Annotated in this window: 18 protein-coding genes, 1 tRNA gene and 3 pseudogenes; 14 read left to right on the top strand and 8 right to left on the bottom strand. The window is 72.2% G+C overall.

Going from position 1 to position 25,858, the window contains the following annotated elements; genetic code table 11:
- Nucleotides 1-557: 557 nt before the first annotated feature.
- The 6 genes from ACZ5NW_RS15840 (at nucleotide 558) to ACZ5NW_RS15865 (ending at nucleotide 10,565) form a co-directional block, all read left to right on the top strand.
- Nucleotides 558-755 carry a hypothetical protein gene (locus ACZ5NW_RS15840; RefSeq protein ID WP_468744383.1) on the top strand — a complete coding sequence of 66 codons (198 nt, stop codon included), beginning with the start codon at nucleotides 558-560 and terminating at the stop codon, nucleotides 753-755.
- A 275-nt stretch (nucleotides 756-1,030) separates the two neighbouring features.
- Nucleotides 1,031-3,865: a type I DNA topoisomerase gene (gene topA, locus ACZ5NW_RS15845; RefSeq protein WP_468744384.1), complete on the top strand. Its 2,835-nt coding sequence runs from the start codon at nucleotides 1,031-1,033 to the stop codon at nucleotides 3,863-3,865.
- A gap of 125 nt (nucleotides 3,866-3,990) precedes the next feature.
- Nucleotides 3,991-7,167, top strand: coding sequence for a dTMP kinase (gene tmk / locus ACZ5NW_RS15850; RefSeq protein WP_468744385.1), 3,177 nt, complete (start codon nucleotides 3,991-3,993; stop codon nucleotides 7,165-7,167).
- A 231-nt stretch (nucleotides 7,168-7,398) separates the two neighbouring features.
- Nucleotides 7,399-8,610, top strand: coding sequence for a DNA polymerase III subunit delta' (locus ACZ5NW_RS15855; protein WP_468744386.1), 1,212 nt, complete (start codon nucleotides 7,399-7,401; stop codon nucleotides 8,608-8,610).
- A gap of 96 nt (nucleotides 8,611-8,706) precedes the next feature.
- Nucleotides 8,707-10,380, top strand: a complete 1,674-nt coding sequence (locus tag ACZ5NW_RS15860; RefSeq protein ID WP_468744387.1) for an alpha/beta hydrolase — start codon at nucleotides 8,707-8,709, stop codon at nucleotides 10,378-10,380.
- Between the two features lie 108 nt (nucleotides 10,381-10,488).
- Nucleotides 10,489-10,565, top strand: a tRNA-Thr gene (locus tag ACZ5NW_RS15865).
- 44 nt (nucleotides 10,566-10,609) lie between these two features.
- Here the strand turns inward: ACZ5NW_RS15865 and ACZ5NW_RS15870 are convergent.
- Nucleotides 10,610-11,192, bottom strand: a pseudogene (locus ACZ5NW_RS15870) (tyrosine-type recombinase/integrase); the annotation flags it as partial.
- Between ACZ5NW_RS15870 and ACZ5NW_RS15875 the strand changes: the two are divergent.
- Nucleotides 11,183-11,706 (top strand): annotated as a pseudogene (locus ACZ5NW_RS15875) (YdcF family protein). The pseudogenes ACZ5NW_RS15870 and ACZ5NW_RS15875 sit on opposite strands and share 10 nt — an antisense overlap.
- Nucleotides 11,707-11,844: 138 nt before the next feature.
- On the opposite strand, the gene ACZ5NW_RS15880 reads toward ACZ5NW_RS15875, so the two are convergent.
- Nucleotides 11,845-12,900 carry a hypothetical protein gene (locus ACZ5NW_RS15880; RefSeq protein ID WP_468744388.1) on the bottom strand — a complete coding sequence of 352 codons (1,056 nt, stop codon included), beginning with the start codon at nucleotides 12,898-12,900 and terminating at the stop codon, nucleotides 11,845-11,847.
- Nucleotides 12,901-13,323: 423 nt separating this feature from the next.
- Between ACZ5NW_RS15880 and ACZ5NW_RS15885 the strand changes: the two genes are divergently transcribed.
- The 3 genes from ACZ5NW_RS15885 to ACZ5NW_RS15895 all read left to right on the top strand — a co-directional run bounded on the left by ACZ5NW_RS15885 (nucleotide 13,324) and on the right by ACZ5NW_RS15895 (nucleotide 18,595).
- Nucleotides 13,324-13,743, top strand: coding sequence for a DUF3052 family protein (locus ACZ5NW_RS15885; RefSeq protein ID WP_468744389.1), 420 nt, complete (start codon nucleotides 13,324-13,326; stop codon nucleotides 13,741-13,743).
- 229 nt (nucleotides 13,744-13,972) lie between these two features.
- On the top strand, nucleotides 13,973-14,866 hold the full coding sequence (locus ACZ5NW_RS15890) for a glycosyltransferase family 2 protein (RefSeq protein WP_468744503.1): 894 nt from the start codon (nucleotides 13,973-13,975) through the stop codon (nucleotides 14,864-14,866).
- A 462-nt stretch (nucleotides 14,867-15,328) separates the two neighbouring features.
- Nucleotides 15,329-18,595: an AfsR/SARP family transcriptional regulator gene (locus tag ACZ5NW_RS15895; protein ID WP_468744504.1), complete on the top strand. Its 3,267-nt coding sequence runs from the start codon at nucleotides 15,329-15,331 to the stop codon at nucleotides 18,593-18,595.
- Here ACZ5NW_RS15895 and ACZ5NW_RS15900 read toward each other — a convergent pair whose 3' ends face one another.
- Both ACZ5NW_RS15900 and ACZ5NW_RS15905 read right to left on the bottom strand, forming a co-directional pair.
- Nucleotides 18,596-20,287 carry a bifunctional 3'-5' exonuclease/DNA polymerase gene (locus ACZ5NW_RS15900; RefSeq protein ID WP_468744390.1) on the bottom strand — a complete coding sequence of 564 codons (1,692 nt, stop codon included), beginning with the start codon at nucleotides 20,285-20,287 and terminating at the stop codon, nucleotides 18,596-18,598.
- Nucleotides 20,288-20,323: 36 nt separating this feature from the next.
- Nucleotides 20,324-21,067 (bottom strand): Clp protease N-terminal domain-containing protein, encoded by a 744-nt coding sequence (locus tag ACZ5NW_RS15905; protein WP_468744391.1) that lies wholly within the window; start codon nucleotides 21,065-21,067, stop codon nucleotides 20,324-20,326.
- A gap of 80 nt (nucleotides 21,068-21,147) precedes the next feature.
- Here ACZ5NW_RS15905 and ACZ5NW_RS15910 point away from each other — a divergent pair, with 80 nt between their 5' ends.
- A complete protein-coding gene (locus tag ACZ5NW_RS15910; protein WP_468744392.1) occupies nucleotides 21,148-22,266 on the top strand; it encodes a DUF2786 domain-containing protein in 1,119 nt (372 codons plus the stop codon).
- A gap of 51 nt (nucleotides 22,267-22,317) precedes the next feature.
- Here the strand turns inward: ACZ5NW_RS15910 and ACZ5NW_RS15915 are convergent, their stop codons facing one another.
- From ACZ5NW_RS15915 to rpmB, 4 genes are all read right to left on the bottom strand, one after another.
- Nucleotides 22,318-22,875 (bottom strand): DUF4232 domain-containing protein, encoded by a 558-nt coding sequence (locus ACZ5NW_RS15915; RefSeq protein ID WP_468744393.1) that lies wholly within the window; start codon nucleotides 22,873-22,875, stop codon nucleotides 22,318-22,320.
- Between the two features lie 91 nt (nucleotides 22,876-22,966).
- Nucleotides 22,967-23,485: a hypothetical protein gene (locus tag ACZ5NW_RS15920; RefSeq protein ID WP_468744394.1), complete on the bottom strand. Its 519-nt coding sequence runs from the start codon at nucleotides 23,483-23,485 to the stop codon at nucleotides 22,967-22,969.
- A 120-nt stretch (nucleotides 23,486-23,605) separates the two neighbouring features.
- A complete protein-coding gene (gene rpsN, locus ACZ5NW_RS15925; protein ID WP_468744395.1) occupies nucleotides 23,606-23,911 on the bottom strand; it encodes a 30S ribosomal protein S14 in 306 nt (101 codons plus the stop codon).
- Nucleotides 23,911-24,147: a 50S ribosomal protein L28 gene (gene rpmB / locus ACZ5NW_RS15930; protein WP_468744396.1), complete on the bottom strand. Its 237-nt coding sequence runs from the start codon at nucleotides 24,145-24,147 to the stop codon at nucleotides 23,911-23,913. Before rpmB ends, rpsN begins: the two co-directional genes overlap by 1 nt.
- Before the next feature lie 62 nt (nucleotides 24,148-24,209).
- Between rpmB and rpmG the strand changes: the two genes are divergently transcribed.
- The 3 genes and pseudogenes from rpmG to ACZ5NW_RS15945 all read left to right on the top strand — a co-directional run bounded on the left by rpmG (nucleotide 24,210) and on the right by ACZ5NW_RS15945 (nucleotide 25,853).
- Entirely contained in the window at nucleotides 24,210-24,374 is a 165-nt protein-coding gene (gene rpmG / locus ACZ5NW_RS15935; RefSeq protein WP_055610751.1) for a 50S ribosomal protein L33, read from the top strand.
- 8 nt (nucleotides 24,375-24,382) lie between these two features.
- On the top strand, nucleotides 24,383-24,637 hold the full coding sequence (locus tag ACZ5NW_RS15940) for a type B 50S ribosomal protein L31 (protein WP_468744397.1): 255 nt from the start codon (nucleotides 24,383-24,385) through the stop codon (nucleotides 24,635-24,637).
- Nucleotides 24,634-25,853, top strand: a pseudogene (locus ACZ5NW_RS15945) (CobW family GTP-binding protein). The gene ACZ5NW_RS15940 and the pseudogene ACZ5NW_RS15945 overlap by 4 nt, the downstream one beginning before the upstream one ends.
- Nucleotides 25,854-25,858 lie beyond the last annotated feature (5 nt).

A 25,858-nucleotide genomic window follows, 5' to 3' on the forward strand; every position in this document is an offset into this window, starting at 1 on the left:
CGTCCCGCCCCGGTCACCCGAGCCGGTCGTCCGCGCCCGATCACCCGAGCCCGATCACCCGCGCCCGATCACCCGAGCCCGATCACCCGCGCCCGTGACCAGCGCCGGTCACCCGCGCCCGTGACCAGCGCCGGTCACCCGCGCCCGTGACCAGCGCCGGTCACCCGCGCCCGGCACCAGAGTCAATCGCTCGCGCCACTCGCCCGTCCCGGTCACCTAGGCCGGCCCCCTCCCCAGTCGCCCGCCCCCGCCCCCCCAGCCCGGTTCGTCCGCGCCGCGTGTAAACATCCCGAGTCGGGAGGGGAAACCGGCCAACATGTTTCGGGCGGCGGGTGCGACCGCCGAGCGCTGCCGGACGCGACCGCGGACCGGGGCCGGATCAGGCCGCGGGGCGGCTGTGCGACGGCGTCGGCTCCACGTCGCGCGGCCGGGATTCCCTGGCCGCGCACAGCCCCGTCGGCCCGCCGTTCACCTCCGGTTCGCCCCGGCGCCGTCCGCGCGTGTCAGTCTCCCGGGGCTGGGCACTCAGGGCCGGGAGAAAAGGGGCACGGACGGTCATGGAGAGCGGACCGGCGATCTTCGCGGGAATGGTGTTCGCCCTGTTCGGGGGCGCCCTGCTGGTGTGGACCGCGGTCCGCGTCCGGCAGCGCGAGCCCGTGGCCCACCATGTGAACCCCGTCGCATCGGCGACCCTCGCCCTTGTCGCCGCCGTGATCGCGCTGGCCCTCGGCGCATGGTGCTTCGCCGGCCTCTGAGCCCCCCTCCGACGATCATGCGGGAACACCCGTGAGAACGGCGTAAGAGCGCTTTCGGGGCCAATTGAGAGGCGCCGCTCCGGACAGACGCAAAAGCGCCGGTCGGCACTCCGGGCGGCAGGAATGGCGGGAGTCGGGTTACCGTTCGAGTGGCCGTTGCGGGCTTTTCCCGTTTGACACGGGGGCGGGATGTACCGTCACACTCCGCAGCGTCACCATGAGCGAACCCCGCTTGGGGAGAGAGACCCCTGCGTCGACCGGAGAGAAGAGCGAAGTTGTCCCCGACCAGCGAGACCGCGAAGGGCGGCCGCCGACTCGTCATCGTCGAGTCGCCTGCCAAGGCGAAGACGATCAAGGGCTACCTCGGCCCCGGATATGTCGTCGAGGCCAGTGTCGGGCACATCCGTGACCTTCCCAACGGCGCCGCGGAGGTGCCCGAGAAGTACACCGGCGAGGTCCGCCGTCTCGGTGTGGACGTCGAACACGACTTCCAGCCGATCTATGTGATCAACGCCGACAAGAAGGCACAGGTCAAGAAGCTCAAGGATCTGCTGAAGGAATCCGACGAGCTTTTCCTCGCCACCGATGAGGACCGGGAGGGCGAGGCGATCGCCTGGCACCTCCAGGAGGTCCTCAAGCCGAAGATCCCCGTCAAGCGCATGGTGTTCCACGAGATCACCAAGGACGCGATCCGCGAGGCCGTCGCCAACCCGCGCGACCTCAACCAGAAGCTCGTCGACGCCCAGGAGACCCGCCGCATCCTCGACCGCCTCTACGGCTACGAGGTCTCGCCGGTCCTGTGGAAGAAGGTCATGCCGCGGCTGTCCGCGGGCCGTGTGCAGTCGGTCGCCACACGACTCGTCGTGGAGCGGGAACGCGAGCGCATCGCGTTTCGTTCTGCTGAGTACTGGGACCTGACGGGCACCTTCGCGACCGGCCGCGCGGGGGATCCGTCGGACCCGTCGTCGCTGATCGCCCGCCTGCAGACCGTCGACGGCAGGCGGGTCGCGCAGGGCCGCGACTTCGACTCCCTGGGACAACTGAAGAGCGCGAACACCCTCCACCTCGACGAGGCGACCGCCCGCGCCCTCGCCGCCGCCCTGGAGAACACGCGGTTCTCGGTCCGCTCCGTCGAGTCCAAGCCGTACCGCCGCTCGCCGTACGCCCCGTTCCGTACGACCACGCTGCAGCAGGAGGCGAGCCGCAAGCTCGGCTTCGGCGCGAAGGCCACGATGCAGGTCGCGCAGAAGCTGTACGAGAACGGCTACATCACGTACATGCGTACGGACTCCACGACCCTGAGCGACACCGCGGTCACGGCCGCCCGCGCCCAGGTCACGCAGCTGTACGGCGCCGACTACCTCCCGGCGCAGCCCCGTACGTACGCCGGCAAGGTGAAGAACGCCCAGGAGGCGCACGAGGCGATCCGCCCCTCCGGTGACCGCTTCCGCACGCCCGCCGAGACCGGCCTGACCGGCGACCAGTTCAAGCTCTACGAGCTGATCTGGAAGCGGACCGTCGCCTCCCAGATGAAGGACGCGACCGGCAACAGCGTGACCGTGAAGATCGGCGGCACCGCCGCCGACGGACGGGACGTCGAGTTCAGCGCCTCCGGCAAGACGATCACCTTCCACGGCTTCCTGAAGGCCTACGTCGAGGGCGCCGACGACCCGAACGCCGAGCTGGACGACCGCGAGCGCCGGCTCCCCCAGGTCGGCGAGGGCGACGCGCTGAGCGCCGAGGAGATCACGGTCGACGGGCACGCCACCAAGCCCCCGGCCCGCTACACCGAGGCGTCGCTGGTCAAGGAGCTGGAAGAGCGCGAGATCGGCCGCCCGTCGACGTACGCGTCGATCATCGGCACGATCCTCGACCGCGGCTACGTCTTCAAGAAGGGCACGGCCCTCGTGCCGTCCTTCCTGTCCTTCGCCGTGGTCAACCTTCTGGAGAAGCACTTCGGGCGGCTCGTCGACTACGACTTCACCGCCAAGATGGAGGACGACCTCGACCGCATCGCCCGTGGCGAGGCGCAGGCCGTGCCGTGGCTGAAGCGCTTCTACTTCGGCGAGGCCAACGGCATCGGCGGCGCGGCCGAGGCGGGCAACGGCGACGGGGACCACCTCGGTGGCCTCAAGGAGCTGGTGACCGACCTGGGCGCGATCGACGCGCGCGAGGTGTCGACGTTCCCCGTGGGCAACGACATCGTGCTGCGCGTCGGCCGCTACGGCCCGTACATCGAGCGCGGCGAGAAGGACTCCGAGCAGCACCAGCGCGCGGACATCCCCGACGACCTCGCGCCGGACGAGCTCTCCGTCGAGCTCGCGGAGGAGCTGCTCGCCAAGCCGAGCGGCGACTTCGAGCTGGGCACCGACCCGGCCACCGGCCATCAGATCGTCGCCAAGGCCGGCCGATACGGCCCGTACGTCACCGAGGTGCTCCCCGAGGGCACCCCGAAGACCGGCAAGAACGCGGTCAAGCCGCGCACGGCGTCGCTGTTCAAGTCGATGTCCCTGGACACGGTGACGCTCGACGACGCGCTGCGGCTGATGTCGCTGCCGAGGGTCGTCGGCACGGACGCCGAGGGCCAGGAGATCACCGCGCAGAACGGCCGCTACGGCCCGTATCTGAAGAAGGGCACGGACTCGCGCTCGCTGCAGTCCGAGGACCAGCTCTTCACGATCACGCTCGAAGAGGCGCTGGAGATCTACTCCCAGCCCAAGCAGCGCGGTCGCGCGGCCGCCAAGCCGCCGCTGAAGGAACTGGGCGAGGACCCGGTCAGCGGGAAGCCGGTCGTGGTGAAGGACGGCCGCTTCGGTCCGTACGTCACCGACGGGGAGACCAACGCGACCCTGCGCTCCGGCGACAGTGTCGAGACGATCACCCCGGAGCGCGGCTTCGAGCTGCTCGCGGAGAAGCGCGCGAAGGGCCCCGCCAAGAAGACGGCGAAGAAGGCGCCCGCGAAGAAGGCCCCGGCCAAGAAGGCGACGGCGACGAAGACGGCGGCCAAGAAGACCACGACCGCGAAGAAGACGGCGACCGCGAAGACCGCGGCCGCGAAGACGGCGGCCGCGAAGAAGACGGCGACGGCGGAGAGCGCGTCGGAGGACTGAGCGTCCGGCGGATTCCGGCCACCCGAGTTCACATAGCGAACGCCCCGGCAACACTTCGGTGTCGGGGCGTCCGCGCGTTCGGACGGGCGCCGCGTGGTGTCAGTCGCGCCCGATAGGCTGAAAGCATGACCCCAGCCGAGCAGCCAACGGCCCCCACACCGGTACCGGACGACGCCCTGGTGGCGGACTCGCGCGAGCGCGCCGTCCGCTCCCTGCTGCGCCAGCCGCAGTTGAAGCGGTTGTGGAGCGCGCAGTTGGTGGGAGGCGTCGGCGACGCCCTCGCGCTCTTCGTGCTCGTCCTGCTGGCCCTTCAGGCGGCCATCGCCCAGGGCTCCTTCGGGGGCGGCTACCGAGGCGTGGCGTTCGCAGTGGCGATCGTCTTCGCGGTGCGCGTCCTGTCGACCGTGCTCTTCGGCGCGGTCCTCCTCGGACCGCTGACCACGCTCACCGCCAAGGACGGTCCCCTGGACCGCCGCTGGACGATGGTCGGCGCGGACGGCGTGCGCGCCGCGCTGCTGATCGTCGCCCCGCTGTGGATCGATTGGACCCCGTCCGACGCCCTGGCCTACCTGCTCGTCACCGTGTTCCTCACCGGGGTGGCCGAGCGATTCTGGACGATAGCGCGCGAGAGCGCCGCGCCCGCCCTGCTGCCCGCACCGCCGCCCGAGGGCGCGACGGTGCGCCCCCTGCCGGACCACCTGGACGCCCTGCGCCGCCTTTCGCTGCGTACGGGCTTCGTGGCGATCCCGCTCGGCGCGGCCGCTCTCGTGGTCGCCGGGCTGATCAACAATCTGCTGGGCGCGGGAAGTGAGTGGTTCGCCCAGCATCAGGCGGCCCTCGGCTCGTATGTGGCGGCCGGTCTGTTCGCCGCCTCGCTGTCCGTCGTCGTCCTGCTGGAGCTGCCCGACGCGCGTACCCCGCGCGCGCGGTCGCCGCTGGAGGGCCTGCGCCGGCCGCGTACGGCCGACGGCGTCGACTCCGGTCGTACGGGCGCCATCCCGCTGCTGGTCCTCGCCTGCGCGCCCGTCGCCGGGGCGATCTCCGCCGCCGTGTCCGTCGCCGTGCTGCACGCCAAGGACCTGGGCGGCGGCCCGGTGCTCTACGGGCTGCTGGCCCTCGCCCTGACCGGCGGCGTCGCGGCCGGGGTGCGTACGGCGCCCTCGCTGCTGCCCGCCCTGTCGCGGCGCAGGCTGCTGGCGCTGGCGATCGCCTTCACCGGGATCGCGTTGCTGGCCGCCGGACTGGTTCCGGACGACACGACCGTGCTGCTGATCCTGGCCCTCGCCGGTGTCGGCGCGGGCGTGTCCGCCAACACCGGGCACGCGCTGCTGGACCAGGAGACCGAGGACCACCGCCGCACGCGTACGACTGAACACCTGCACGCGGTCGTACGGGTGTTCGTGGCGCTCGGTGCGGTGATCGCCCCGCTGGTCGCGGCGCTGATCGGCCCGCACCGGCTGGAGAACGGCAAGTTCGTCTTCGCGCACGGCGGTGCCGCCTTCACCCTGATGCTCATCGGCGCGCTCCTGCTCCCGGTGGCCGTGCTGGTGCTCGCCAAGGTCGACGACCGCTCCGGCGTGCCGCTGCGGCAGGACCTGCGCGACGCGCTGCTCGGCGGCGACGACCCCGTGCAGGCGCCCGCCGCGACCGGCTTCTTCATCGCCCTGGAGGGCGGCGACGGCGCCGGCAAGTCCACCCAGGCCGAGGCGCTCGCCGAGTGGATCCGCGCCAAGGGCCACGAGGTCGTCCTCACCCGCGAGCCGGGGGCCACGCCCGTCGGCAAGCGGCTGCGCTCCATCCTGCTCGACGTGTCGTCGGCCGGACTGTCGCACCGCGCGGAGGCACTGCTGTACGCCGCCGACCGCGCCGAGCACGTCGACACCGTCGTACGGCCCGCCCTGGAGCGGGGCGCGGTGGTGATCTCCGACCGCTACATCGACTCGTCGGTGGCCTACCAGGGCGCGGGACGGGACCTCTCGCCGGTCGAGGTCGCGCGGATCAACCGCTGGGCGACCCACGGGCTCGTACCCCACCTGACCGTGCTGCTGGACGTGCCGCCGGAGACCGCGCGCGAGCGGTTCACCGAGGCGCCGGACCGGCTGGAGTCGGAGCCGGCGGAGTTCCACGCGCGCGTGCGGGCCGGTTTCCTGACGCTGGCCGCCGCCGACCCCGGGCGCTATCTCGTCGTGGACGCGGGCCAGGAGCCCGAGGCCGTCACCACCGTGATCCGGCGCCGGCTCGACACCGTGCTGCCCCTGTCCGAGGCCGAGATCGAGGCCCAGGAGGAGGCACGGCGCAAGGCCGAGGAGGAGGCCCGCCGCAAGGCCGAGGAAGAGGCCGCCCGCAAGGCCGAGGAGGAGCGCCTGGAGCGGGAGCGCGAGGCGCAGCTCGCCAAGCTGCGCGCCGAGGAGGAGGAGCGCAAGCGGCGCGAGCTGGAGGAGGCTCAGCGGCGCGAGGCCGAGCGGCAGGCGGAGGAGGCCCGGCAGCGGGCCGAGGAAGCACGCAGGCGTGCCGAGGAGGAGCGGGCGCGACTGCTCGCCGAGGAGAAGGCACGCGCGGAGGAGGAGGCCCGCCGCAAGGCGGAGGAGGAGCGGCGACGCCGGCAGGCCGAGGAGGAGGCGCGGCTGCGCGCCGAGGCCGAGGCGCAGCGGCTGGAGAAGCAGCGCAAGGCCGAGGAGGCGCTGCTGCGCGCGGAGGAGGCCCGACGGGCGGCCGAGCAGGCCGCCGCGGCGGCCCAGGCGGGACCGAAGCCCCCGGCGCCGACGACGCGAGCGGCGACGCCGGACGCGGCGACCGTGCCCACTCCGGTGGTGACGCCCCAGGGCGCGGCCGACGAGACGGCCGTGCTGCCTCCGGTGCGGACGACCAAGGACGCGGAGGCCGCCGGGGAGACCGGCCCCGACGCGGAGGTGACGGCTGAACTGCCGCAGCCCCCGGCTCCTCCGGCTCCTCCGGCTCCCCCGGTTCCTCCGGCTCCCCCGGCTGGTGCGGCCGATGAGACGGCGGTCCTGCCGCCGGTCGCTCCTCAGGGTGCCGCCGACGAGACGGCCGTCCTGCCTCCCGTACGGGACGAGGCGCCGGCGGACCGGGTGCCGCCGGGGTTCTTCCGGGACGAGGACCGCACGCGGGAGCTGCCGCAGCTGGACGAGGACGGCACCCCGCGCGGGCGCCCTCGGCCGGACTGGGCGGAGGAGACCCCGCTGGACGATCTGCCGACCCTGGCGGACGAGCTGCTGGGCCCGCACCGGGACGACGACGAGGCGGACGACGGCCGCGGGGGGCGCTGGGGCCGGCGCCGCTGAGGTCTGCCGGCGGATGAGGTCGGCCGCGGAGGGGCGGGGTGCGCTTCCACGGCCGACGCGAGGGGACTTGCACTTGCCCAAGGGCGCCGGTGTCGGCATCGGTGAGGGCACCGGCCCCCGGCGAGGGCACCCTGGGCACGGGACCGACGACCGGGCACGGCCCGCGTTGTCAGTGCTGCCCCGCACAATGGAAGCCGCAGTACGAACCACCTCGAAAGGGCGGCGTGATCCATGACCGTGTGGGACGACCTCGTCGGGCAGGAGAAGCTGGCCGAGCAGCTGGTCGCGGCTGCCCGGGACGCCGACGCGATCGTCACCGCGGCCGCCGCGGGCGCCCCTCCGCCACCGGCGTCCGGCTCCCGGATGACCCACGCCTGGCTGTTCACCGGCCCGCCCGGAGCGGGCCGTACCCAGGCCGCGCGGGCCTTCGCCGCGGCGCTGCAGTGCGTGAGCCCCGACCGCGCGCTCGGCGGCGCCCCGGGCTGCGGATTCTGCGACGGCTGTCACACGGCCCTCATCGGCACCCACGCCGACGTCACGACCGTCGCCGCCGTAGGCACCCAGATCCTCGCCGAGGACATGCGCGACACCGTCCGCAAGTCCTTCACCTCCCCGGCGAACGGCCGCTGGCAGATCATCCTCGTCGAGGACGCCGAGCGGCTGAACGAGAAATCGGCGAACGCCGTCCTCAAGGCCGTGGAGGAGCCCGCCCCCCGCACGGTCTGGCTGCTCTGCGCCCCGTCGCTGGAAGACGTCCTCCCCACGATCCGTTCCCGCTGCCGGCACCTCAATCTGCGCACCCCGTCCGTCGACGCCGTCGCCGACATGCTCGTACGCCGTGAGGGCATCGAGCCGCCCGTCGCCGCGGCCGCCGCCCGCGCCACACAGGGCCATGTCGACCGCGCCCGGCGCCTGGCCACCGACCCGGCCGCGCGCGAGCGCCGCGCCGCCGTGCTGAAGCTGCCCCTGCGGGTGGAGGACGTCGGCGGCGCGCTCAAGGCCGCGCAGGAACTCGTCGACGCGGCCGCCGAGGACGCCAAGGTGCTCGCCGAGGAGGTCGACGCGAAGGAGACCGAGGAGCTGAAGGCGGCGCTGGGCGCGGCCCAGGGCGGCCGGCTGCCGCGCGGCACGGCCGGGGTGATCAAGGACCTGGAGGACAAGCAGAAGCGGCGCCGCACGCGCACCCAGCGCGACAGCCTCGACCTCGCCCTCACCGACCTCACCGGCTTCTACCGCGATGTCCTCGCCCTCCAGCTCGGTTCCCGCGTCGCCCTCGCCAACACCGACGCCGAGGACGCCCTGGCGCGGCTGGCCCGGGCGAGCACCCCTGAGTCCACCCTGCGCCGTATCGAGGCGATCGCGGCCTGCCGTGAGGCCCTGGACCGCAATGTCGCTCCGCTGCTGGCGGTGGAGGCGATGACGATGGCGCTGAGAGCGGGCTGAGCGCGGCCGGGGCAACCCGGCCCGGGCGAGTCACTCGTCCGTGGCAGTTCGCGCACACAGAGCATCCAGTCGGTCGCGGACAGTTAGGCTCAGTCGATGCACGTCAGGCGCTTCCCCCACACCAAGGCTCCGCACCGGGCCGACCCCCACGCCCGCCACGCGGCGGATTCCGGGGCCCCTCGCCAGGTCGGCCCCAGAGGCCGCTCGCCCCGTGTCGCCCTTGCCCTCCCTCTCACTCTCCTCGCCTCGGCCGCGCTGCTGATCTCCGCCTGTTCGTCCGGGAGCTCCGCCGGTTCCGCGAGTTCCGCCGCGCAGGCCGCGCTGGCCGCCCTGCCGCAGGAAACCCCGGCCGCCCTCTCGCCGTACTACGCGCAGACGCTGCACTGGCGCAGCTGCGGTGTCCCCGGCTTCCAGTGCGCCACGATGAAGGCGCCGCTGGACTACGGCAGGCCGGACGCCGGCGACGTACGGCTCGCGGTCGCCCGCAAGAAGGCCACCGGGCCCGGCAAGCGGCTGGGCTCGCTGCTGGTCAACCCGGGCGGCCCGGGCGGCTCGGCGGTCGACTACCTCCAGCAGTACGCCGGCATCGGCTACCCGGCCGAGGTCCGCGCCCGCTACGACATGGTCGCCGTCGACCCACGCGGCGTGGCCCGCAGCGAGCCCGTCGAATGCCTCGACGGACGCCAGATGGACGCGTACACGCAGACCGACGTCACCCCCGACGACCAGCGGGAGACCGGGCTGCTCGTCGGGGCGTACAAGAAGTTCGCGGAGGGCTGCGGCGCCGACTCGCCCAAGCTGCTGCGGCATGTGTCCACCGTCGAGGCGGCCCGGGACATGGACATCCTGCGGGCGATTCTGGGGGACCGGAAACTGCAGTACGTGGGGGCGTCGTACGGCACGTTCCTCGGGGCGACGTACGCCGGGCTGTTCCCGGACCGGGTCGGGCGGCTCGTCCTGGACGGCGCGATGGACCCCTCGCTGTCCGCGCGCAGGCTCGGCCTGGACCAGGCGAAGGGCTTCGAGACGGCGTTCCAGTCCTTCGCGAAGGACTGCGTACGGCATCCCGACTGCCCCCTCGGCGGCCCCGGCACGAGCCCCGCCAAGGTCGGCGCGAACCTGAGCGCCTTCTTCCGCCGCCTCGACGCCCACCCCATCCCCACCGGCGACGCCGACGGCCGCAGACTCGGCGAGGCCCTCGGCACGACCGGCGTGATCACCGCGATGTACGACGAGAGCAGCTGGGAGCAGCTGCGCGACGCACTGACCGCGGCGATGAAGGAGAACGACGGCGCCGGGCTCCTCATCCTCGCCGACAACTACTACGAACGGGACGCCGACGGCACCTACGCCAACCTGATGTTCGCCAACGCGGCGGTGAACTGCCTCGACCTGCCGCCCGCCTTCACCGGCCCCGAACAGGTCGAGAAGTCCCTGCCCACCTTCGCGAAGGCGTCGCCGGTCTTCGGTGAGAGCCTGGCCTGGTCCGCCCTGAACTGCGCGTACTGGCCGGTGAGGGCCACGGGCGAGCCGCATCGCATCAAGGCCGAGGGCGCGGCCCCGATCGTGGTGGTCGGCACCACCCGCGACCCGGCGACCCCGTACTTCTGGGCCCAGTCGCTCGCCCGCCAGCTCTCCTCGGGGCGCCTGCTCACCTACGACGGCGACGGCCACACCGCGTACGGTCGCGGCAGCACCTGCGTGGACTCCACGATCGACGCGTACCTGCTGCGCGGGACCCCACCGACGGACGGCAAACGCTGCACATAGCCACGCCGAACCCACCCGGAAGCAGCCCCTCCGGGGTGTGGTCGGAGCACCCCCGGAAACTGTGTAGACTTACCGACGTTGCTGATCGCACCATAGTGCGGACAGCGCGCCGCCTTAGCTCAGATGGCCAGAGCAACGCACTCGTAATGCGTAGGTCTCGGGTTCGAATCCCGAAGGCGGCTCCACTGGGACCCCAGGTCAGATCCATTCTGACCTGGGGTTTTCTCGTTCAGCGGATGCGCCGACGGCGGCGGGAGCGAGCCGCGCGGCTGTCAGGGGTCTCAATCCTGGTCTCAGTGGGGCCCGCATCGGGCGCCGGGGGAGCGGGCACGAAGAACTCGCCCATGCGCCGCATCGCATCCTTCGACAGGTGTGATCTGCCCTTCACGTACCGCCGGGTCTGGCTGATCTGCGTGTGCCGAAGGATCTCCATGATCGTGGGCATGTCGACGCCCAACTCATTCAGGATCGTGCCGGCCGTGTGGCGGCTCCCGTCGTACAGACGGCGGTCGTCGATCCCGGCCTCGGCGAGCAGCTCCTTGAACTCCTCACAGTCCTGCCGGGGGTCAAGCGGACGCCCGTCCGGCCGCGAGAAGACGACGTGGTGTTCCTCCCCGCAGCTCCCCGGCCGCAGTCCGCATCGCCTTCTGACGGGCCTTGTGGTCGGCCAGAAACGGGATGAAGACCGGCGGGATCGGCACGGCGTTCCGGCTCATCTTGGTCCTGGGGCGGGTGAAGCAGAGACCGCCCCCCCTTGCGCTCCATGGGCGATGCCGTGACCGCGGAGCTGTACCACTAGGGCATGGCGCCGGTCGTCGTCTTCATGGGAGCCACCAGTCCCACGACCCGAGCGCGCATGCCGCGCGGTGAGGCTGTCCACTACCGAGAGCGGGCGTTGCAGCTCGGGGTGCCCGAATCCGTCGTACTCCTGGAACCGCGCGCCACGAACACCGGCGAGAACATCGAGTTCTCGAAAGCGGTGCTGGCAGGGGCCGACGTCAAGGTCTCGTCCGTCCTGCTCGTGAGCAAGCCGTACGAAGAGCGGCGCTCGTACGCCATGATGCGGAAGCTATGGCCCGAGGTCGAAGTGGTGTGCGCCTCCACGCCGATGGGCTTGGAGGATACGCCGACTCCATCGGCAACGCTCGCATGGTGATCGACATGATCGTGGGCGCCCTGCAACGAGTGCTGGTCTTCCCGGGGTGGGGTCTGGCCATCGAGCGGGACGTATCGGACGCCGTCGCGGCCGCCTATGAGCGTCTGTGCGTCGAGGGTTTCACCGGACGACTTCTGCCGGGAGATGTTGCCGCCCGCCCTGGAGCGTGAGGCACCCTCACCACCTTCTGGGGTGGCCTGAACCAAAGAAGGGCGGGATGTTGCAAGAACATCTCACCCTCATTTATCAGCACTACTTCAAGGTCAGGCTCCATGTACTCGGTAAAAAGCAGCCACCTTGTCGCGGCGTTACTCATTTTCATTGTCATTCCCCCCTGATTTGCCTGGCATCGCAGCCTGACGTAGGGCGTCCCCCTTGGCGTCGATGAGTCGCGTGAACAATTCCTGAGCATACCCAAAAATGGCCGCTATGACGATTACTTCCGCCGAGCTGGCCGGGTAGAATTTCTCAGTCGAGGAAAGCAATACGACACCAAGTACGGCAGTGGCTCCGCCTATTGCCATTTTTGAGAATACTTGGACCAAATGATCAGAGTAGGGGTCAAATACGGCGGAATGGCGCGACAGGGACACTACGGCGGCAAGAGTTGCTGCGCCGATTCCGATGAGTATGACGATTGCGATATCGCTGGACTTCGGATAGTTTCCGTCCAGACATACGAACTCCTCAGGTGACGAGCTGTTCGGGGCCTGCATGAAGCACATTCGAACCGTTTCCGGCGATTTCCAACCGAGAAGTGCCAGTAGAGCTAGGAACATAACCAGTACCAGCGTTACGGCAAAGAGTAGGCTCTTGAAGGTTCGGAGCCTTCCCCGCTGCACGCTGAACATGAGATACGCTCCGCGCAAGGCTGTCAATATGCGCTCTCGGGCTTCAAGGGTGAGTTCCTCTCCTGTTTCTCTTTCGTCCCTGACGCAGTGATCCGCGATTCTTCCTATGCAGTCGTCAAACCACTTACGTCTGGGATCTTTGGCGGGCAGGTAGTCGCGAATGATACCGGCAATACGAGGTAGCTCACCCTGTAGCTGAACCGGCGTTAGTAGCGCGACGTAATGGACGTCGGCTGCAGCAAGATGACTTACTACAAGTTCTGCGTGCCCTTTGAGTCTTTGCCAGCGCATTGGTGAGGAGTATTTCTCTGCCTTGCCGGTGTGGAATATAACTCCTTCATAGAGTGCTTGAAGTGCTGGATTTCGCGGGAATCCCGCTTCGTCGATTTCGCCGCCTTGTGTGGTTATCGCGTTCGACGCGGCTGCACGTATCCAGCGTGCTCGTGCTGCAGATACGGCACGCCAGCGCGCACCCCGCAGGGAGCTGATTTCTCCTGCTTGGTGTTCTTCCATTACGGGACTCCGGAAGTCGAGTTAGGGAGAAAACTCGGTGCCAAAATCTTCGGTGTCTCTCGTTTCAATTGCTACCTGACCGCGTCCGATCGAGTGACGAGTTCGATGGTCCGTTTGGGTGTGGGCGCTGCGACTCGTGGGGCAACGTCAGCCCTGCGGTCTCAATTGCGGTCTCGCTAGTGCAAGATTCCGGGATGGTCCATGGGGATCCAACGAACCACTTGACCAGCAACGGAGCCCGCCTCGCGGATATCCATGGACATCGCCGGACCAAGACCGGACAACTCTTAATGCGTAGGTCTCGGGTTCGAATCCCGAAGGCGGCTCCACTGGGACCCCAGGTCAGATCCAATCTGACCTGGGGTTTTTGTCGTCCCCAGGGTGTGGCGGGCGGAGTCGGGGGTGTGGGCCTACCGTGGGGGCGTGGGTGCCTCTGTCGGGGCCGGGTATTCCGGTACGCCTCTCGTCAAGAAGATCGGCATCAAGGCCGGCCATCGGGTGCGGTTGCGGCACGCCCCGGGTGGCTGGGGCATTCCGGATCTGCCCGATGGCTGCGACCTCGCCCCCGGTGGTCCGCGCGGCGCCGACGTGGTCCTCGCCTTCTACCGTGCCCGCGGCGATCTGGCCGCCGAGGCGGGCGCGCTCGCCCGTGACCTCGCCGACGATGCCATGCTCTGGATCGCCTGGCCCCGCAAGGCCGCCGGTCACGTCAGCGACATCGCCGAGAACGACCTGCGCGATCTGTTCCTCCCTCTCGGCCTCGTCGATGTGAAGGTCGCGGCGCTCGGAGAGGACTGGTCGGGGCTGAAGTTCGTACGGCGGAAAGTGAACCGCCGCCGATGACGTGCGGGGAAGGGTGAGCCGGCGTCGGTGACCCGCGTTTTCCGGGTGGCTTCCGGGAAGCCTTCGTCGTGCCACCTTCCGGAAACCGGCGCAAAAAGGAAGCAGAGCAGCGCCGCGTCGGGACCACGGCCTCCACTGAGGCAACATCTTGGTGAACGACGGGCGCCGCGCGGACGGGACGCGGGCGCCGTCACGGCCGTATGAGGTGAAGGACGTGGTGGTGAAGGACGTGATGGCGCCGAGAATCGCCGTTTCCGTCGTGACCATGGGCAACCGGCCCGTGGAGGTGGACGCCCTGCTGGAGTCCGTGGCCAAGCAGGACCTCGCCCCGGCCCGCATCGTGATCGTCGGCAACGGCTGCCGGCTGCCCGAGTTCGCCCGGCGGCTCTCCCTGCCCGGCGAGGTCACCCCGATCGAGACCGACGAGAACCTCGGCTGCCCCGGCGGCCGCAACGTGGCCCTCGCCCAGCTGCGCGAGTACGGCGACATCGACGTCGTCGTGGAACTCGACGACGACGGTCTGCTCGTCGACCCGGATGTGCTCCGCCGCGTCCGGGATCTCTATGCCGCCGACCCGCGCCTGGGCATCGTCGGCTTCCGGATCGCCGACGAGACCGGGGAGACGCAGCGGCGGCACGTGCCGAGAGTCGGCGCGTCCGACCCGATGCGCGGCGGATACGTCACCGGCTTCCTCGGCGGCGGCCACGCCCTCAGCATGGCGATGCTGGAACAGACCGGCGACTGGCCCGCCGAGTTCTTCTTCGCGCACGAGGAGACCGACCTGGCGTGGCGGGCCACGGACGCCGGCTGGCGCATCCTCTACGCGCCCGAGCTGCTGCTCCAGCACCCCAAGACCTCGCCCGCCCGGCACGCCATCTACTACCGCGTCACCGCCCGCAACCGCGTCTGGCTGGTCCGGCGCAACCTCCCCCTGCCGCTCATCCCGGTCCACCTCGGTGTGTGGATCGCCGTGACGTTGCTGCGGACGCGGTCGGTCCCCGGGCTGCGGGCGTGGTTCGGCGGTTTCATGGAGGGGCTGCGCGCGTCGGCCGGGCATCGGCGGCCCATGCGGTGGGGGACCGTGTGGCGCCTCACCAAGCTGGGTCGGCCGCCGATCATCTAGGGCCGGTTGTTTGTTCAGGGCGCGCGCCCCGCTCATTCCAGGGCGTGCGCCCCGTTTACCCGGGCGTCGTCCCGGTGTGCGCAAGAGCGAGGGCCCCGGTCGTTCACCTCCGCCGACCGGGGCCCCTGCTGGCCCCGGACCCGGCCGCGGCGGCGACACTCCCCCGAGTTCGCGTCATCCGCGCGCGCCGTCGGGCCAGATCCGATGGAGTGATCACATCAAATCGCTCCAACGGATCGCTAACATGTGGCCAACGGTTCTCCGCATCGCCGTGAGGCGGATGGCGCGAAGTCGCCGGACGGGCGCGGCGAGTGCCCGGAACGACGGCCTACGACGCCGGGAACCGTCAGGGACAGGTGGCGGAAAGCCGCCGTATCGAGGGCGGAAACGCGCCATCGCGACGGGCTGGCCGCCGTGCGGCGCGACCCGACGCGGGCGCGCGGGAAGGCATGGGTCGGCGTGATGCGGCGGTACGAGCTGCGGTTCGGACTGCTGGGACCGCCGGTTCTGTACGACGCGTGCGATGCCCGCGAGGCGGGCGACGCCACCGGCGCCGAGGGCGAACCCGCAGGCGCCGCCATAGCCCACGACAGCCCCCTCCCCGTCCGGAGCATCGGCAGCCGCAAGGTCCGTACCCTCCTCGCCGCCCTGCTCCTGGAAGCGGGGCGGGTCGTTCCGGTCGAGTCGCTCGAAGAGGCCCTGTGGGGCGGGGCGCCGCCCGCCTCGGCGCGGGCCTCGCTGCACAACCACGTCGCCCGGCTGCGCCGCCTGCTCGACGACCCGGAGCGCCTGCGGGCCGTGCCGCCCGGCTATCTCCTCCGCGTCGAGCAGGGCGAGTTGGACATTCACGCCTTCGAGCGCCATGTCGCCGCCGCGCGGGGCGCGCACGGCGCGCGCAACTGGGAGCGCGTCCTGTGCGAGTGCGCCGGCGCCCTCGCGCTGTGGCGGGGCGCGCCGCTGAGCGGGCTGCCCGCCGAACTGGGCGGGTACGCCTTCGTCCAGCGTTTCCAGGAGGCGCGACTGCTCCTGCTGGAGTGGCGCTACGACGCCGAACTCGCCCTCGGCGGTGCCCGGCTCGGCCGGGTCCTCCCGGAGCTGGCGGCGCTCGCCGCCGAGTACCCGCTGCGCGAGACGTACCACCGCCAGCTCATGCTGGCCCTGCACCGCTCCGGCCGGCAGGCCGAGGCCCTCGCCGTCCACCGCGATCTGCGCACCCGCCTCATCGAGGAACTCGGCATCGAACCGGGACCGGCGGTGCGCGAGGCCCACGCGGAGCTGCTGCGCGAGCCGGGCGGCGGCGGCCACGACGGCCCTACGGCGACGGAGACCGGCGCGGAGCCGCTCCGGGCGCCCGGCATGCCGGACCCGGCGCCGGACGACGCCGGCGCGGGCGGGGACGGGCCCCCCGCGTCCAAGCCCCCGGTCGCGGCGCCCTCGCACGTCCCCGCCCAACTCCCGCCGCCGCCGGCCCACTTCACCGGCCGCGACCGCTCCCTCCGCCGCCTCCTGCGGACGCTCGCCGCCGGAGAGGCGGGCGGCGGGCCCCGGGTCGCCGTCGTCAGCGGCATGGCCGGCGTCGGCAAGAGCGCGCTCGCGCTCCAGGTCGCCCATGCCCTGAGGGAACGTTTCCCTGACGGTCAGCTCTACATCAACCTGCACGGCGCCACGCCCGGCATGACCCCGCTCCCCGTCGGCCAGGCGCTCGCCGCCCTGCTGCGCGACCTCGGCGCCGAACCCCGCCGCATCCCGGAACACCCTGACGCCAAAGCGGCGTTGCTGCGCACCCTGCTCGCGCCGACCCGCACGCTCATCGTGCTGGACGACGCCGCGCACGCCGCGCAGGTACGGCCGCTGCTGCCGGCCGGGCCCGGCTGCGCGGTGCTCGTCACCAGTCGCTCTCCGCTGACCGCGCTCGACGGCGCCCACCGTTTCCCGCTCGGCCCGCTGTCCACCGAGGACAGCGCGGCGCTGCTGCGCGCCGTCTCCGGGCGGAACGGGCTGGACGCGGACCATCCGCTCGTCGGACTCACCGGCCGGCTCCCGCTCGCGCTGCGGATCGTCGCGGCCCGGCTCGCCGCGCGCCAAGCCCTCACCCCGGACGTCCTGGCCGGTCAACTCGCCGCCACGGACGGGCGGTTGCACCATCTCGAATACGACGACCTGAGCGTACGGCGTTCCCTCGCCGTCGCCCACGACGCGCTCGCCGCGTCCGAGCGGGAGGCCGACCGGGACGCGGCAAGGGCGCTGCGCACGATCGGCGCCCTCGATCTGCCCTCGTACGGCGCCCCCCTCCTGGCCCGCCTCGCCGACACCGACGAACGCCGCGCCGAGGCCGCCCTCGACCGCCTCGTCGACGTGGCCCTGCTGGAGGAGACGGCGTACGGCCGATACGCCCCGCACGACCTGGTCCGGGACTTCGCCCGGGAACTGGCGGGCGACAACTCCGCCACCGACGGCGCCGACATCAACACCGACGAGGGCAGCCGTGAAACGAGCGGTCGGGGGAGGAGTGGCGGTGGCTCGGAGGGGGGTGCGGGGGGCGACGGTGATACGAAGCGGGGTGGCGGGGCCGACGGTGGCAACCTCACCCACGCCGCCCTGGCCTGGTACGCCGCCGTAGCCGAGCGCGTGCTGACCGCCATCGTCCCGCCGGGGCCCGACCAGGACGATCGGCGGCAGCCCACCGCCGCCCAGCCGGCCGCGCACGCCGCGCGCGTGGCCGCCGTACCTCCCTTCGCGGACGCCGAAGCCGCCTTCGCCTGGGGTGACCAGGAGCTGGAGAACATCGTCGCCCTGGCGGCCGGCGCGGAGGAGGACGACGGCGCCGAGCCGCCCCTGCTCTCCACGCTCCTCCGGCTGCTCTTCCCCTATCTCCAACGCAGCGGCCACGTCGCCGAGATGGAGGTGCTGGGGCAGGTCGCGCTGCGCGTCGCGCGCCGGCTCGGGGACGCGGCCGCCGAGGCCTACGCGCTGAACGACCTCTCCGGGCTGCACTACCTGACCGGCCGCCAGAAGGACGCGCTCGCCCTCACCGACGGCGCGCTCGCGATCTGGCGGCGGCTCGACCGGCTGTCCTGGATCCGGCGCTGCCTGAACAACCGAGGCCTCCTGCTGGAGGGCCTGGGCCGGTACGCGGAGTCCGAGGAGGCGCTGCGGCAGAGCCTGGAGCACTCCCGGCAGCTGGGCGATCCGCACGGCGAGGCCGTCACCCACAGCCACCTCGGCAATCTCTACGAGCACACCGACCCCCGCGCCGCCATCGAACAGCACCGCCGCTCGCTGGCGATCGGGGAGCGGATCGGTTCCGTCATCGTGCAGCTCTCGGCGCACTGCAACATCGGCTACGCCCATCTCACCCTCGGCGAACCGGCCGCCGCCCTCCCGCACTTCGAGGAGAGCCTGCGCATCCTCGGCGGCCACGGCGACTGGCACGGCGAGTCCCAGACCCGGCTCGGACTGGTCCGCGCGCTGCGGCTGCTGGGCCGCGCGGAACCGGCCGCCCGGGAGTGCGCGGAGCTGCTGCGCCGCGCCGACGCCCGCGCCGACCGCTATGTCGGCGGTCTGGCCCGGCACCAGCAGGGGCTCCTGCTGCGCGAGGAGGGCCGTACGGAGGAGGCGCACGAGCGGTGGCGCGCGGCTCTCGACGCGCTGGACGGAACGGACGAGCGGGCGGTGGTCGGAGAGCTGCACGCGCTGCTGACCGCCCACGCCCCCGACCGCAGCCGTTGATCACTTCGCGTCGGCATAGCACTCCACCACCGCAGTCGTGAAGGGGAACCGCACCGGCGTCTCCCCGAACGTCAGCCGTCCCGCCAGCTCCGCCGCCTCCCGGATCGCCGCCACGACCGTCTCCGCCTCCTCGGCCGGGCAGTGCACGATCACCTCGTCGTGCTGGAAGAAGACCAGCTCGGCCGCCAGGTCCGCGCAGCTGCGGCGCAGTGCGGCGAGCAGCAGCAGCGCCCAGTCGGCGGCGCTGCCCTGGACGACGAAGTTGCGGGCGAAGCGGCCCCGCGCGCGGGCGTTGGTGGAGGCGTAGCCCGGAACCCACTGCTGGCGGTCGTCGGAGTCGTCCTCGCCGGCGGGGATGCCCGCCTCCTCCGAGGGGTCCTCGCCCGCCGTGGCCGCGGGCGGGCAGGTGCGGCCCAGCCAGGTTCGCACCAGCCGCCCCTCCTCGCCGGCCCGCGCGGCCTCGTCGACGTACGCCACCGCGCGCGGGAAGCGGCGGCGGAGCGCGGCGAGGTTCTTCAGGCCGTCGCCGGAGGTCTGGCCGTAGACCGCGCCGAGGACCGCGATCTTGGCCTGGTCGCGGTCGCCGGAGAAGGCGCGGTCGGACACGGACTGGTAGAGGTCGGTCTCCCGGCCGGCGACCTCCATCAGCCCGGGGTCGCGGGAGATCGCCGCGAGCACGCGGGGTTCCATCTGGTCGGCGTCCGCGACGACCAGCCGCCAGCCGGGGTCGGCGACCACCGCGCGCCGGATGACCTTGGGGATCTGGAGGGCACCCCCGCCATTGGTCACCCAGCGGCCGGTGACGGTGCCGCCCGCGAGGAACTCGGGCCGGAACCGCCCGTCCCGCACCCAGTCCTGCAGCCAGGTCCAGCCGTGGGCCACCCAGATGCGGTACAGCTTCTTGTATTCGACGAGGGGTTTCACGGCGGGGTGGTCGAGCGACTCGATCTCCCAGCGGCGCGTGGAGCGGATCCTGATGCCGGCCTGCGCGAACGCCTTGATCACGTCGGCGGGCAGATCGGGCCGCACCCGGCGGCCGAAGGCGGCCGACACCTCGTCCGCGAGTTCGGCGAGCCGGCGTGGTTCGCCGCCGCCCGCGTAGCGCTCGCCGAGCAGGTCGTGCAGGACCGCGCGGTGCGTGTCGGCGCTCCACGGCAGTCCCGCGCGGTTCATCTCGGCGGCCACCAGCATCCCCGCCGACTCGGCCGCGGTCAGCAGCCGCATGCGGTCGGGGTGCTCGGCCAGGTCGTGCCGCCGCTGCTGTTCGGCGTAGACCGCGAGGAGGTCGGTCAGCGGCAGGCGGGCGGTGGCCTGCGGTTCGAACAGCGGGGACTGCGCGCCCGGTTCGGCCGAGCGCAGGGGCGGATCGGCGGGTACGGGGCCGCCGCGCAGCCTTGCCAGCGCGGCGGCCGCCGACCGCGGTTCGCCGGACCGTCCCTCGTGGCCCAGGAGGAGGGTCTCGGCGTCCTCGACGTCGTAGCACCGGTCTACTCGCACCCCCGCGGTGAGCAGACGCGGATACACCTCGGCCGTCGAACGCCAGACCCACCGGGTCACCTCGGGCCGCCCCCGCACGGCGGCGACGAGGTCCGGCTCCCGCACGACCGGTCCGGCGGGCAGCCCTCCGGGACCGAGGGGGGCGACGTCCACGCCACCGTCCTCGGCCGGAGCGACTGCCCATCGATCGGCCATGCTGCGAGTGTGGCAGGGGGGTCTGACAACGCCCCCTCAGCCGTTGTCCCGCTGCTCCTGCGGCGGCTGCGTCAGCAGGGCGAGTGCCTTCGCGAGGTACGCCTCGGTCCGCGCCTTGTCGATGCCGAGGCCGCTGAGGACACCTTCCCCGTGCTCGAATTCGAGGAGGGCCAGCAGGATGTGCTCGGTGCCGACGTAGTTGTGGCCGAGGCGCAGCGCCTCGCGGAAGGTGAGCTCCAGGACCTTCTTGGCGTCGGAGCCGTACGGGATCAGTTCCGGCACCTCCTCGGCGGCGTCCGGAAGGGCCGCGGCGGCGGCCTGGCGCACGGTGTCGAGGAGGACGTCCTGCGCGACGATCGCCTTGGCGGCCAGGCCCTCCGGCTCGGCCAGCAGCCCGAGGACCAGGTGCTCGGGGCGGCCCTCGGGGTTGCGGGCGGCGACGGCCTCGTTGTGGGCCGCCATCACCACGTTGCGGGCGCGCGGGGTGTACCGGCCGAACCCCTGGCTGGGGTCGAGGTCGGCCGACTCCTTCGGCACGAACCGCTTCTGCGCGGCCTGCCGGGTGACGCCCATGCTCCTGCCGATGTCCGTCCAGGAGGCTCCGGAGCGCCGCGCCTGGTCCACGAAGTGCCCGATGAGGTGGTCGGCCACATCGCCCAGGTGGTCCGCGGCCATGACCGCGTCCTGGAGCTGGTCGAGGGGTTCGTGGTGGACCTGCTTGATGGCCGCGATGAGGTCGTCGAGACGTACGGATGAGGTGATTCCAGGGTTCGTCGACATGTGTCAACCGTAGGTTGACAGGCTGCGAACGTCAACCCTTGGTTGACAGGGAGATCCCGTCCGTCTGAGACCATCGCCTCGTGAGCAGCAGCGACAGCCCCGGCACCGTCGAGCGCGCCTTCCAGGCCGCCCTCTACGACACCGGCGACGCCTCCCTCGACACCGGCGCCTCCCTCCTCGCCGCCGACCCGTCGGCGGACGCCGAACTGGCCGCGCGCGGGGCGGAGTTCATCGCGGCGGCCTGGCGACGCGGCTGGCAGCCCGCCGACGTCGTACGGCTCGCGCGGCGCGACCTGGACGACGCGCACGTACGTCTGCTCGCCCACCTGATCCGCGCCCAGGCACCCCACGACACCGCGCGCGGCCGGCGCTGGGCCGCCCAGCTCGACGAACTGCCCGACGGCGACCCGCCCCGCGCGGACCGCTTCACGCACGCGACCGTCGTCCTGGAGCTGTACCGCCTGCTGCTGCGCCTGCCCGCCCTGGAGCCCCTCCAGGAGCCCGCCCGGCACCATCCCGGCACGGGCTCGCGCATGCTCGGCCGTATCCGCGCGCTGCTCGCGAAGGCGGAGGCGACCGGCTATCCGGACGAGGCGGAGGCGCTGACCGCGAAGGCGCAGGAGCTGATGGCCCGGCACAGCGTCGACGAGGCGCTGCTCGACGCCGCCGCGCCCGCCCCGGACGCGCCCGGCGCCTGCCGGATCGGGGTCGAACCGCCCTACGAGCAGGCCAAGGCGGTGCTGCTGGACGCGGTCGCCGCGGCGAACCACTGCCGGGCCGTGTGGAACGAGCCCTTCGCGTTCTCCACGGTCGTCGGTTTCGAGGCCGACCTGGAGGTGGTGGAGCTGCTCTACACCTCGCTGCTCGTGCAGGCCACGCACGCGATGACGAAGGCGGAGGCCGCCCAGCGCGCGGGCGGCCGCAAGCGGACCAAGACCTTCCGGCAGTCCTTCCTCGCCGCCTACGCCCACCGCGTCGGCGCCCGGCTCACCGCCGCCGCCGAGACACAGGTCAGCGACGACCTGCTGCCCGTTCTCGCCTCGCGCGAGGTCGCGGTCACGGCGGCCACGGACCGGCTCTTCCCGGAGACGGTGACGACCCGTCTGCGCGGCGTCAGCGACGCCGCGGGCTGGACGGAGGGCGCCGCGGCAGCGGACCACGCACGCGTGGAGCCACACCGACGGCTGTCCCCGCCATGACCCCTGACCGACGCCGACGCCGACGCCGATCGGGTCGACCCGTGACCGACGTCAGTCGCCCGCCTGCTGGAAGGCGCTCACCGAGGCGTCCGGGCGGCTCTCACCCTTGAGCGCGACCTCGCCGTACGACCAAGGGAAGTCCGTGCCGGCGGAGGCCCCGGGCAGGGAGAACGTCGCCTTGTCGGCGGCCAGGCTCTGCGCGCCGCCCTTCCGCCCGCGCGCGTAGGTGACCGTGAAGGAGGCGGTGCCCTGCCCGGGGAGGGTCAGCTCCTGCGCCCCGGCACCGGTGTCCTCGGGCACGGTGACGGTGGTGTCCCCGGCGTGCAGTTCGACCTTGGGGAAGCCCTTCAGGACGCACTCGGCGCCCGTGTTGGTGAGCGTGACGGTCACCGTGCCGCTGTCGCCGGCGGCCGGAGCCTCGCTGACGGGGCCGACCTCGGAGGTGAGCTTGTCGGCCGCGCAGGCGGAGGAGGAGGCAGCGGAGGAGGCGGCGGACGGGGCCGCGTCGGTCTTCCCGCCGCTGCCCGCGCCGTCGTCACCGCCGCTGTCGCAGGCGGTCAGCAGAAGGGCGGCGGCGAGGGCGGTGACGGTGAGCGGAACGGCGCGCATGGATGTGTCCCTTGGGGTCGTGACAGTGCTCGGAGGATCATCACGCACACGCGCGCGTGCGCGCGCCCCGCCCCCGGGATAAGCGAGGGGATTACGACGCCGAGGGCAGCCCGGACGGCCAGGTGCCGTTCCCGGCCTTGGTGTAGGTCTCCGTGCCGACGGAGCCCTCCCAGGTGACCTTGAGGGTGGAGCCATTGACGGAGTCGACCATGCCGGTGGTGCGGTTCTTCTTGCCGCTCGCGCAGGTCAGATGGATCATCCGCATCCCCGACTCCTCGGCCGCGGTCCCGTTGCACACGGTCCCGCCGGTCGCGTAGAGGGAGGCCGCCTTGCCGGTGACCATCAGGACGACCGCCTCACCGTCGCCCGAGCCCAGCCAGCTGCCCTCCAGGGGCCCGCCGGAACCGGACGGGGCGGGGGCCGTACCGCCCGTGCCGCCGCCGGTGTCGGCGCTCCGCGTCGCGGTCGGCGTGACGGGGGAGTTGTCGTCGGATCCGTCCCCGGCACCGCACGCCGTCAGCGTGAGCGCGCCCGCCAGTGCGGCGGCCGCGGCCCACACGCACCGGCGGGTGGTACGACGTGCGGGGCGCGAGTACGTCACCGAGGTCACTGCTGGCTCCCAAGCTGTAGCCGCCGGCCGGACCGTCCGACCGAAAAGTCCGCAGCAAGCTACCAGCACCAGCACCGGGGAAGCCCATGACGCAGGCGTGAGGCTGCCCACCTCGAAGAACTACCAGGAGCTCTTCCGCACCCCCGGCAGATACCCGGCATGAGCCTGCCCCCGCAGACTCACCCGCGACAGCCCGAAGTTCCGGAAGTACCCCCGGGGCCGCCCGTCCACGGAATCCCGGTTACGCACGCGCGTGGCGCTCGCGTCCCGAGGCTGCCGCCGCAGCTCGCGCTGGGCGGCGAGACGTTCCTTCTCGGTCGACGACGGCCGCCGCAGGACCTCCTTCAGCTCGGCCCGCCGTGCGGCGTACCGGGCGACGATCTCCCGCCGCCGCTCGTTCTTCGCGATCTTGCTCTTCTTCGCCATCAGACCCGCACCCCCCGCGCGCGGATGCGCGCCACGGCGGCCTCGACGCCGATCGCGTCGACGGTCTTGATCCCCTTCGCGCTCAGCCGCAGCCGGACGTACCGGCCCTCGCTCGGCAGCCAGTAGCGCTTGGACTGGATGTTGGGGTCGAAGCGGCGCGCGGTGCGCCGGTGGGAGTGGGAGACGCGGTTGCCGAAGCCGGGCTGAGCGCCGGTCAGCATGCAGTGCGCGGACACGGGTGACGTACCTCTCTTCAAGCAGTAGTGCTAATGGAATTCATTTTCAGTAACATAGCAGCATGGCACGCAACGAACTCCGCCCGGTCGTCAAGCTCCGGTCCACCGCGGGGACCGGCTACACCTACGTGACCCGCAAGAACCGCCGCAACGACCCGGACCGCATGACCCTGCGCAAGTACGACCCGGTCGCCGGGCGTCACGTCGACTTCCGAGAGGAGCGCTGACCACCGCCATGCGCAACGGAATCCACCCGCCCTACGGCCCCGTCGTCTTCCGGGACCGCGCCGCGCACCACGCCTTCCTCACCCGCTCGACCATGACGAGCGAGAAGACGATCGAGTGGGAGGACGGCAACACCTACCCGGTCGTCGACATCGAGATCTCGAACGTCAGCCACCCCTTCTACACCGGCACCGCCCGCGTCCTGGACACCGCCGGCCGCGTCGAGCGCTTCGAGCGGCGGTACGGGAAGCGGGGCGGGGCGTGAGCCTGCCGGTCGTGATCGTCGGCGGGCTGCACGCCGACGCCCGCAGGGCGACGGTGGCCCAGCTGCTCGCCGACGTGCCCGGCAGCGTCGTACTCCACCACGACCTGTCGACGGCCGCCGCCGGGACGGTCGTACGGACCGTCCGGGACGCGGACGGCCTGCTGTCCGTCGGCGAGACGCCGCTGGTCAACGACTGCGCGTGCTGTGCGCTGCGCGAGGACCTGGTGCCCGAGCTGCGCCGGCTCGCCGACGCGGGGCTCATCCGGCTCGCGATCGTCGAGTTGTGGGACTCGGTCGAACCCAAGGCGATGGCGGAGGTCGTCGTCGCGGGCGGCATCACCGTCACCGGTGTCATCACGGCCGTGGACCCGGCGCTGCTGCTGTCCTGCCTCGGCAACGGCGACGACCTCGCCGACGCGGGCCTCGCGGCGGCGGCGACGGACCAGCGCACCGTCGCCGACACCTTCGCCCGACAGCTGGAGTACGCCCCCGTGCTCGCCGTCCTGGCCTCCCCGGAGGCGGACGAGGGGGACCATGAACTCCTCAACCAGCTCCATTCGACGGCTCACCGCATCGGGCTGCCTCACCCGGACGACGACGCCGCCGACCGGACGCCGCCGTCGGACGGCGACGCACCGGCATCCGCACCCTCCGCTGCACATGCATCCCTGAGCGCCGCCTCCCCTTTGGCCGCCGCCGCCCTCGCCGGATTCGACGTGGACGCGGCGGCCGCCGCCCAGCACCCCGCCTGCGCCCTGCTGCCCGCCGAGGGCGACGCGCACGGCGTGGGCACGCTCGTGTGGCGTCGGCGGCGGCCCTTCCACCCCGGGCGTCTGTACGACGCCCTGGAGGACCTGACCTGCGCCGCTGCCCGCAGTCGGGGACGGTTCTGGCTCGCCGACCGGCCCGACACCCTGCTGCACTGGGACGCCGCGGGCGGGGCGCTGTGCGTGGAGAGCGCCGGCCCCTGGCTCGCCTCGCTGCCCGACGCGGCCTGGGACATGGTGCCGCCGGTCCGCCGCGCCGCCGCGGCGCTGGACTGGCACCCCGAGCACGGCGACCGCTGCCAGCACCTGGTCTTCACCTCGCCCGGCCTGGACCGGGACGGACTCACCCGGCTGCTGGAGTCCTGCCTGCTCACCGACGCCGAGTACGCCGGGGGGGCGCCGCCTGGAAGCGGCTGCCGCCCGCCTTCGACACCCTTCTGGAGGTCTGACCCCG

The organism is Streptomyces sp. NPDC032126 (assembly GCF_055580085.1).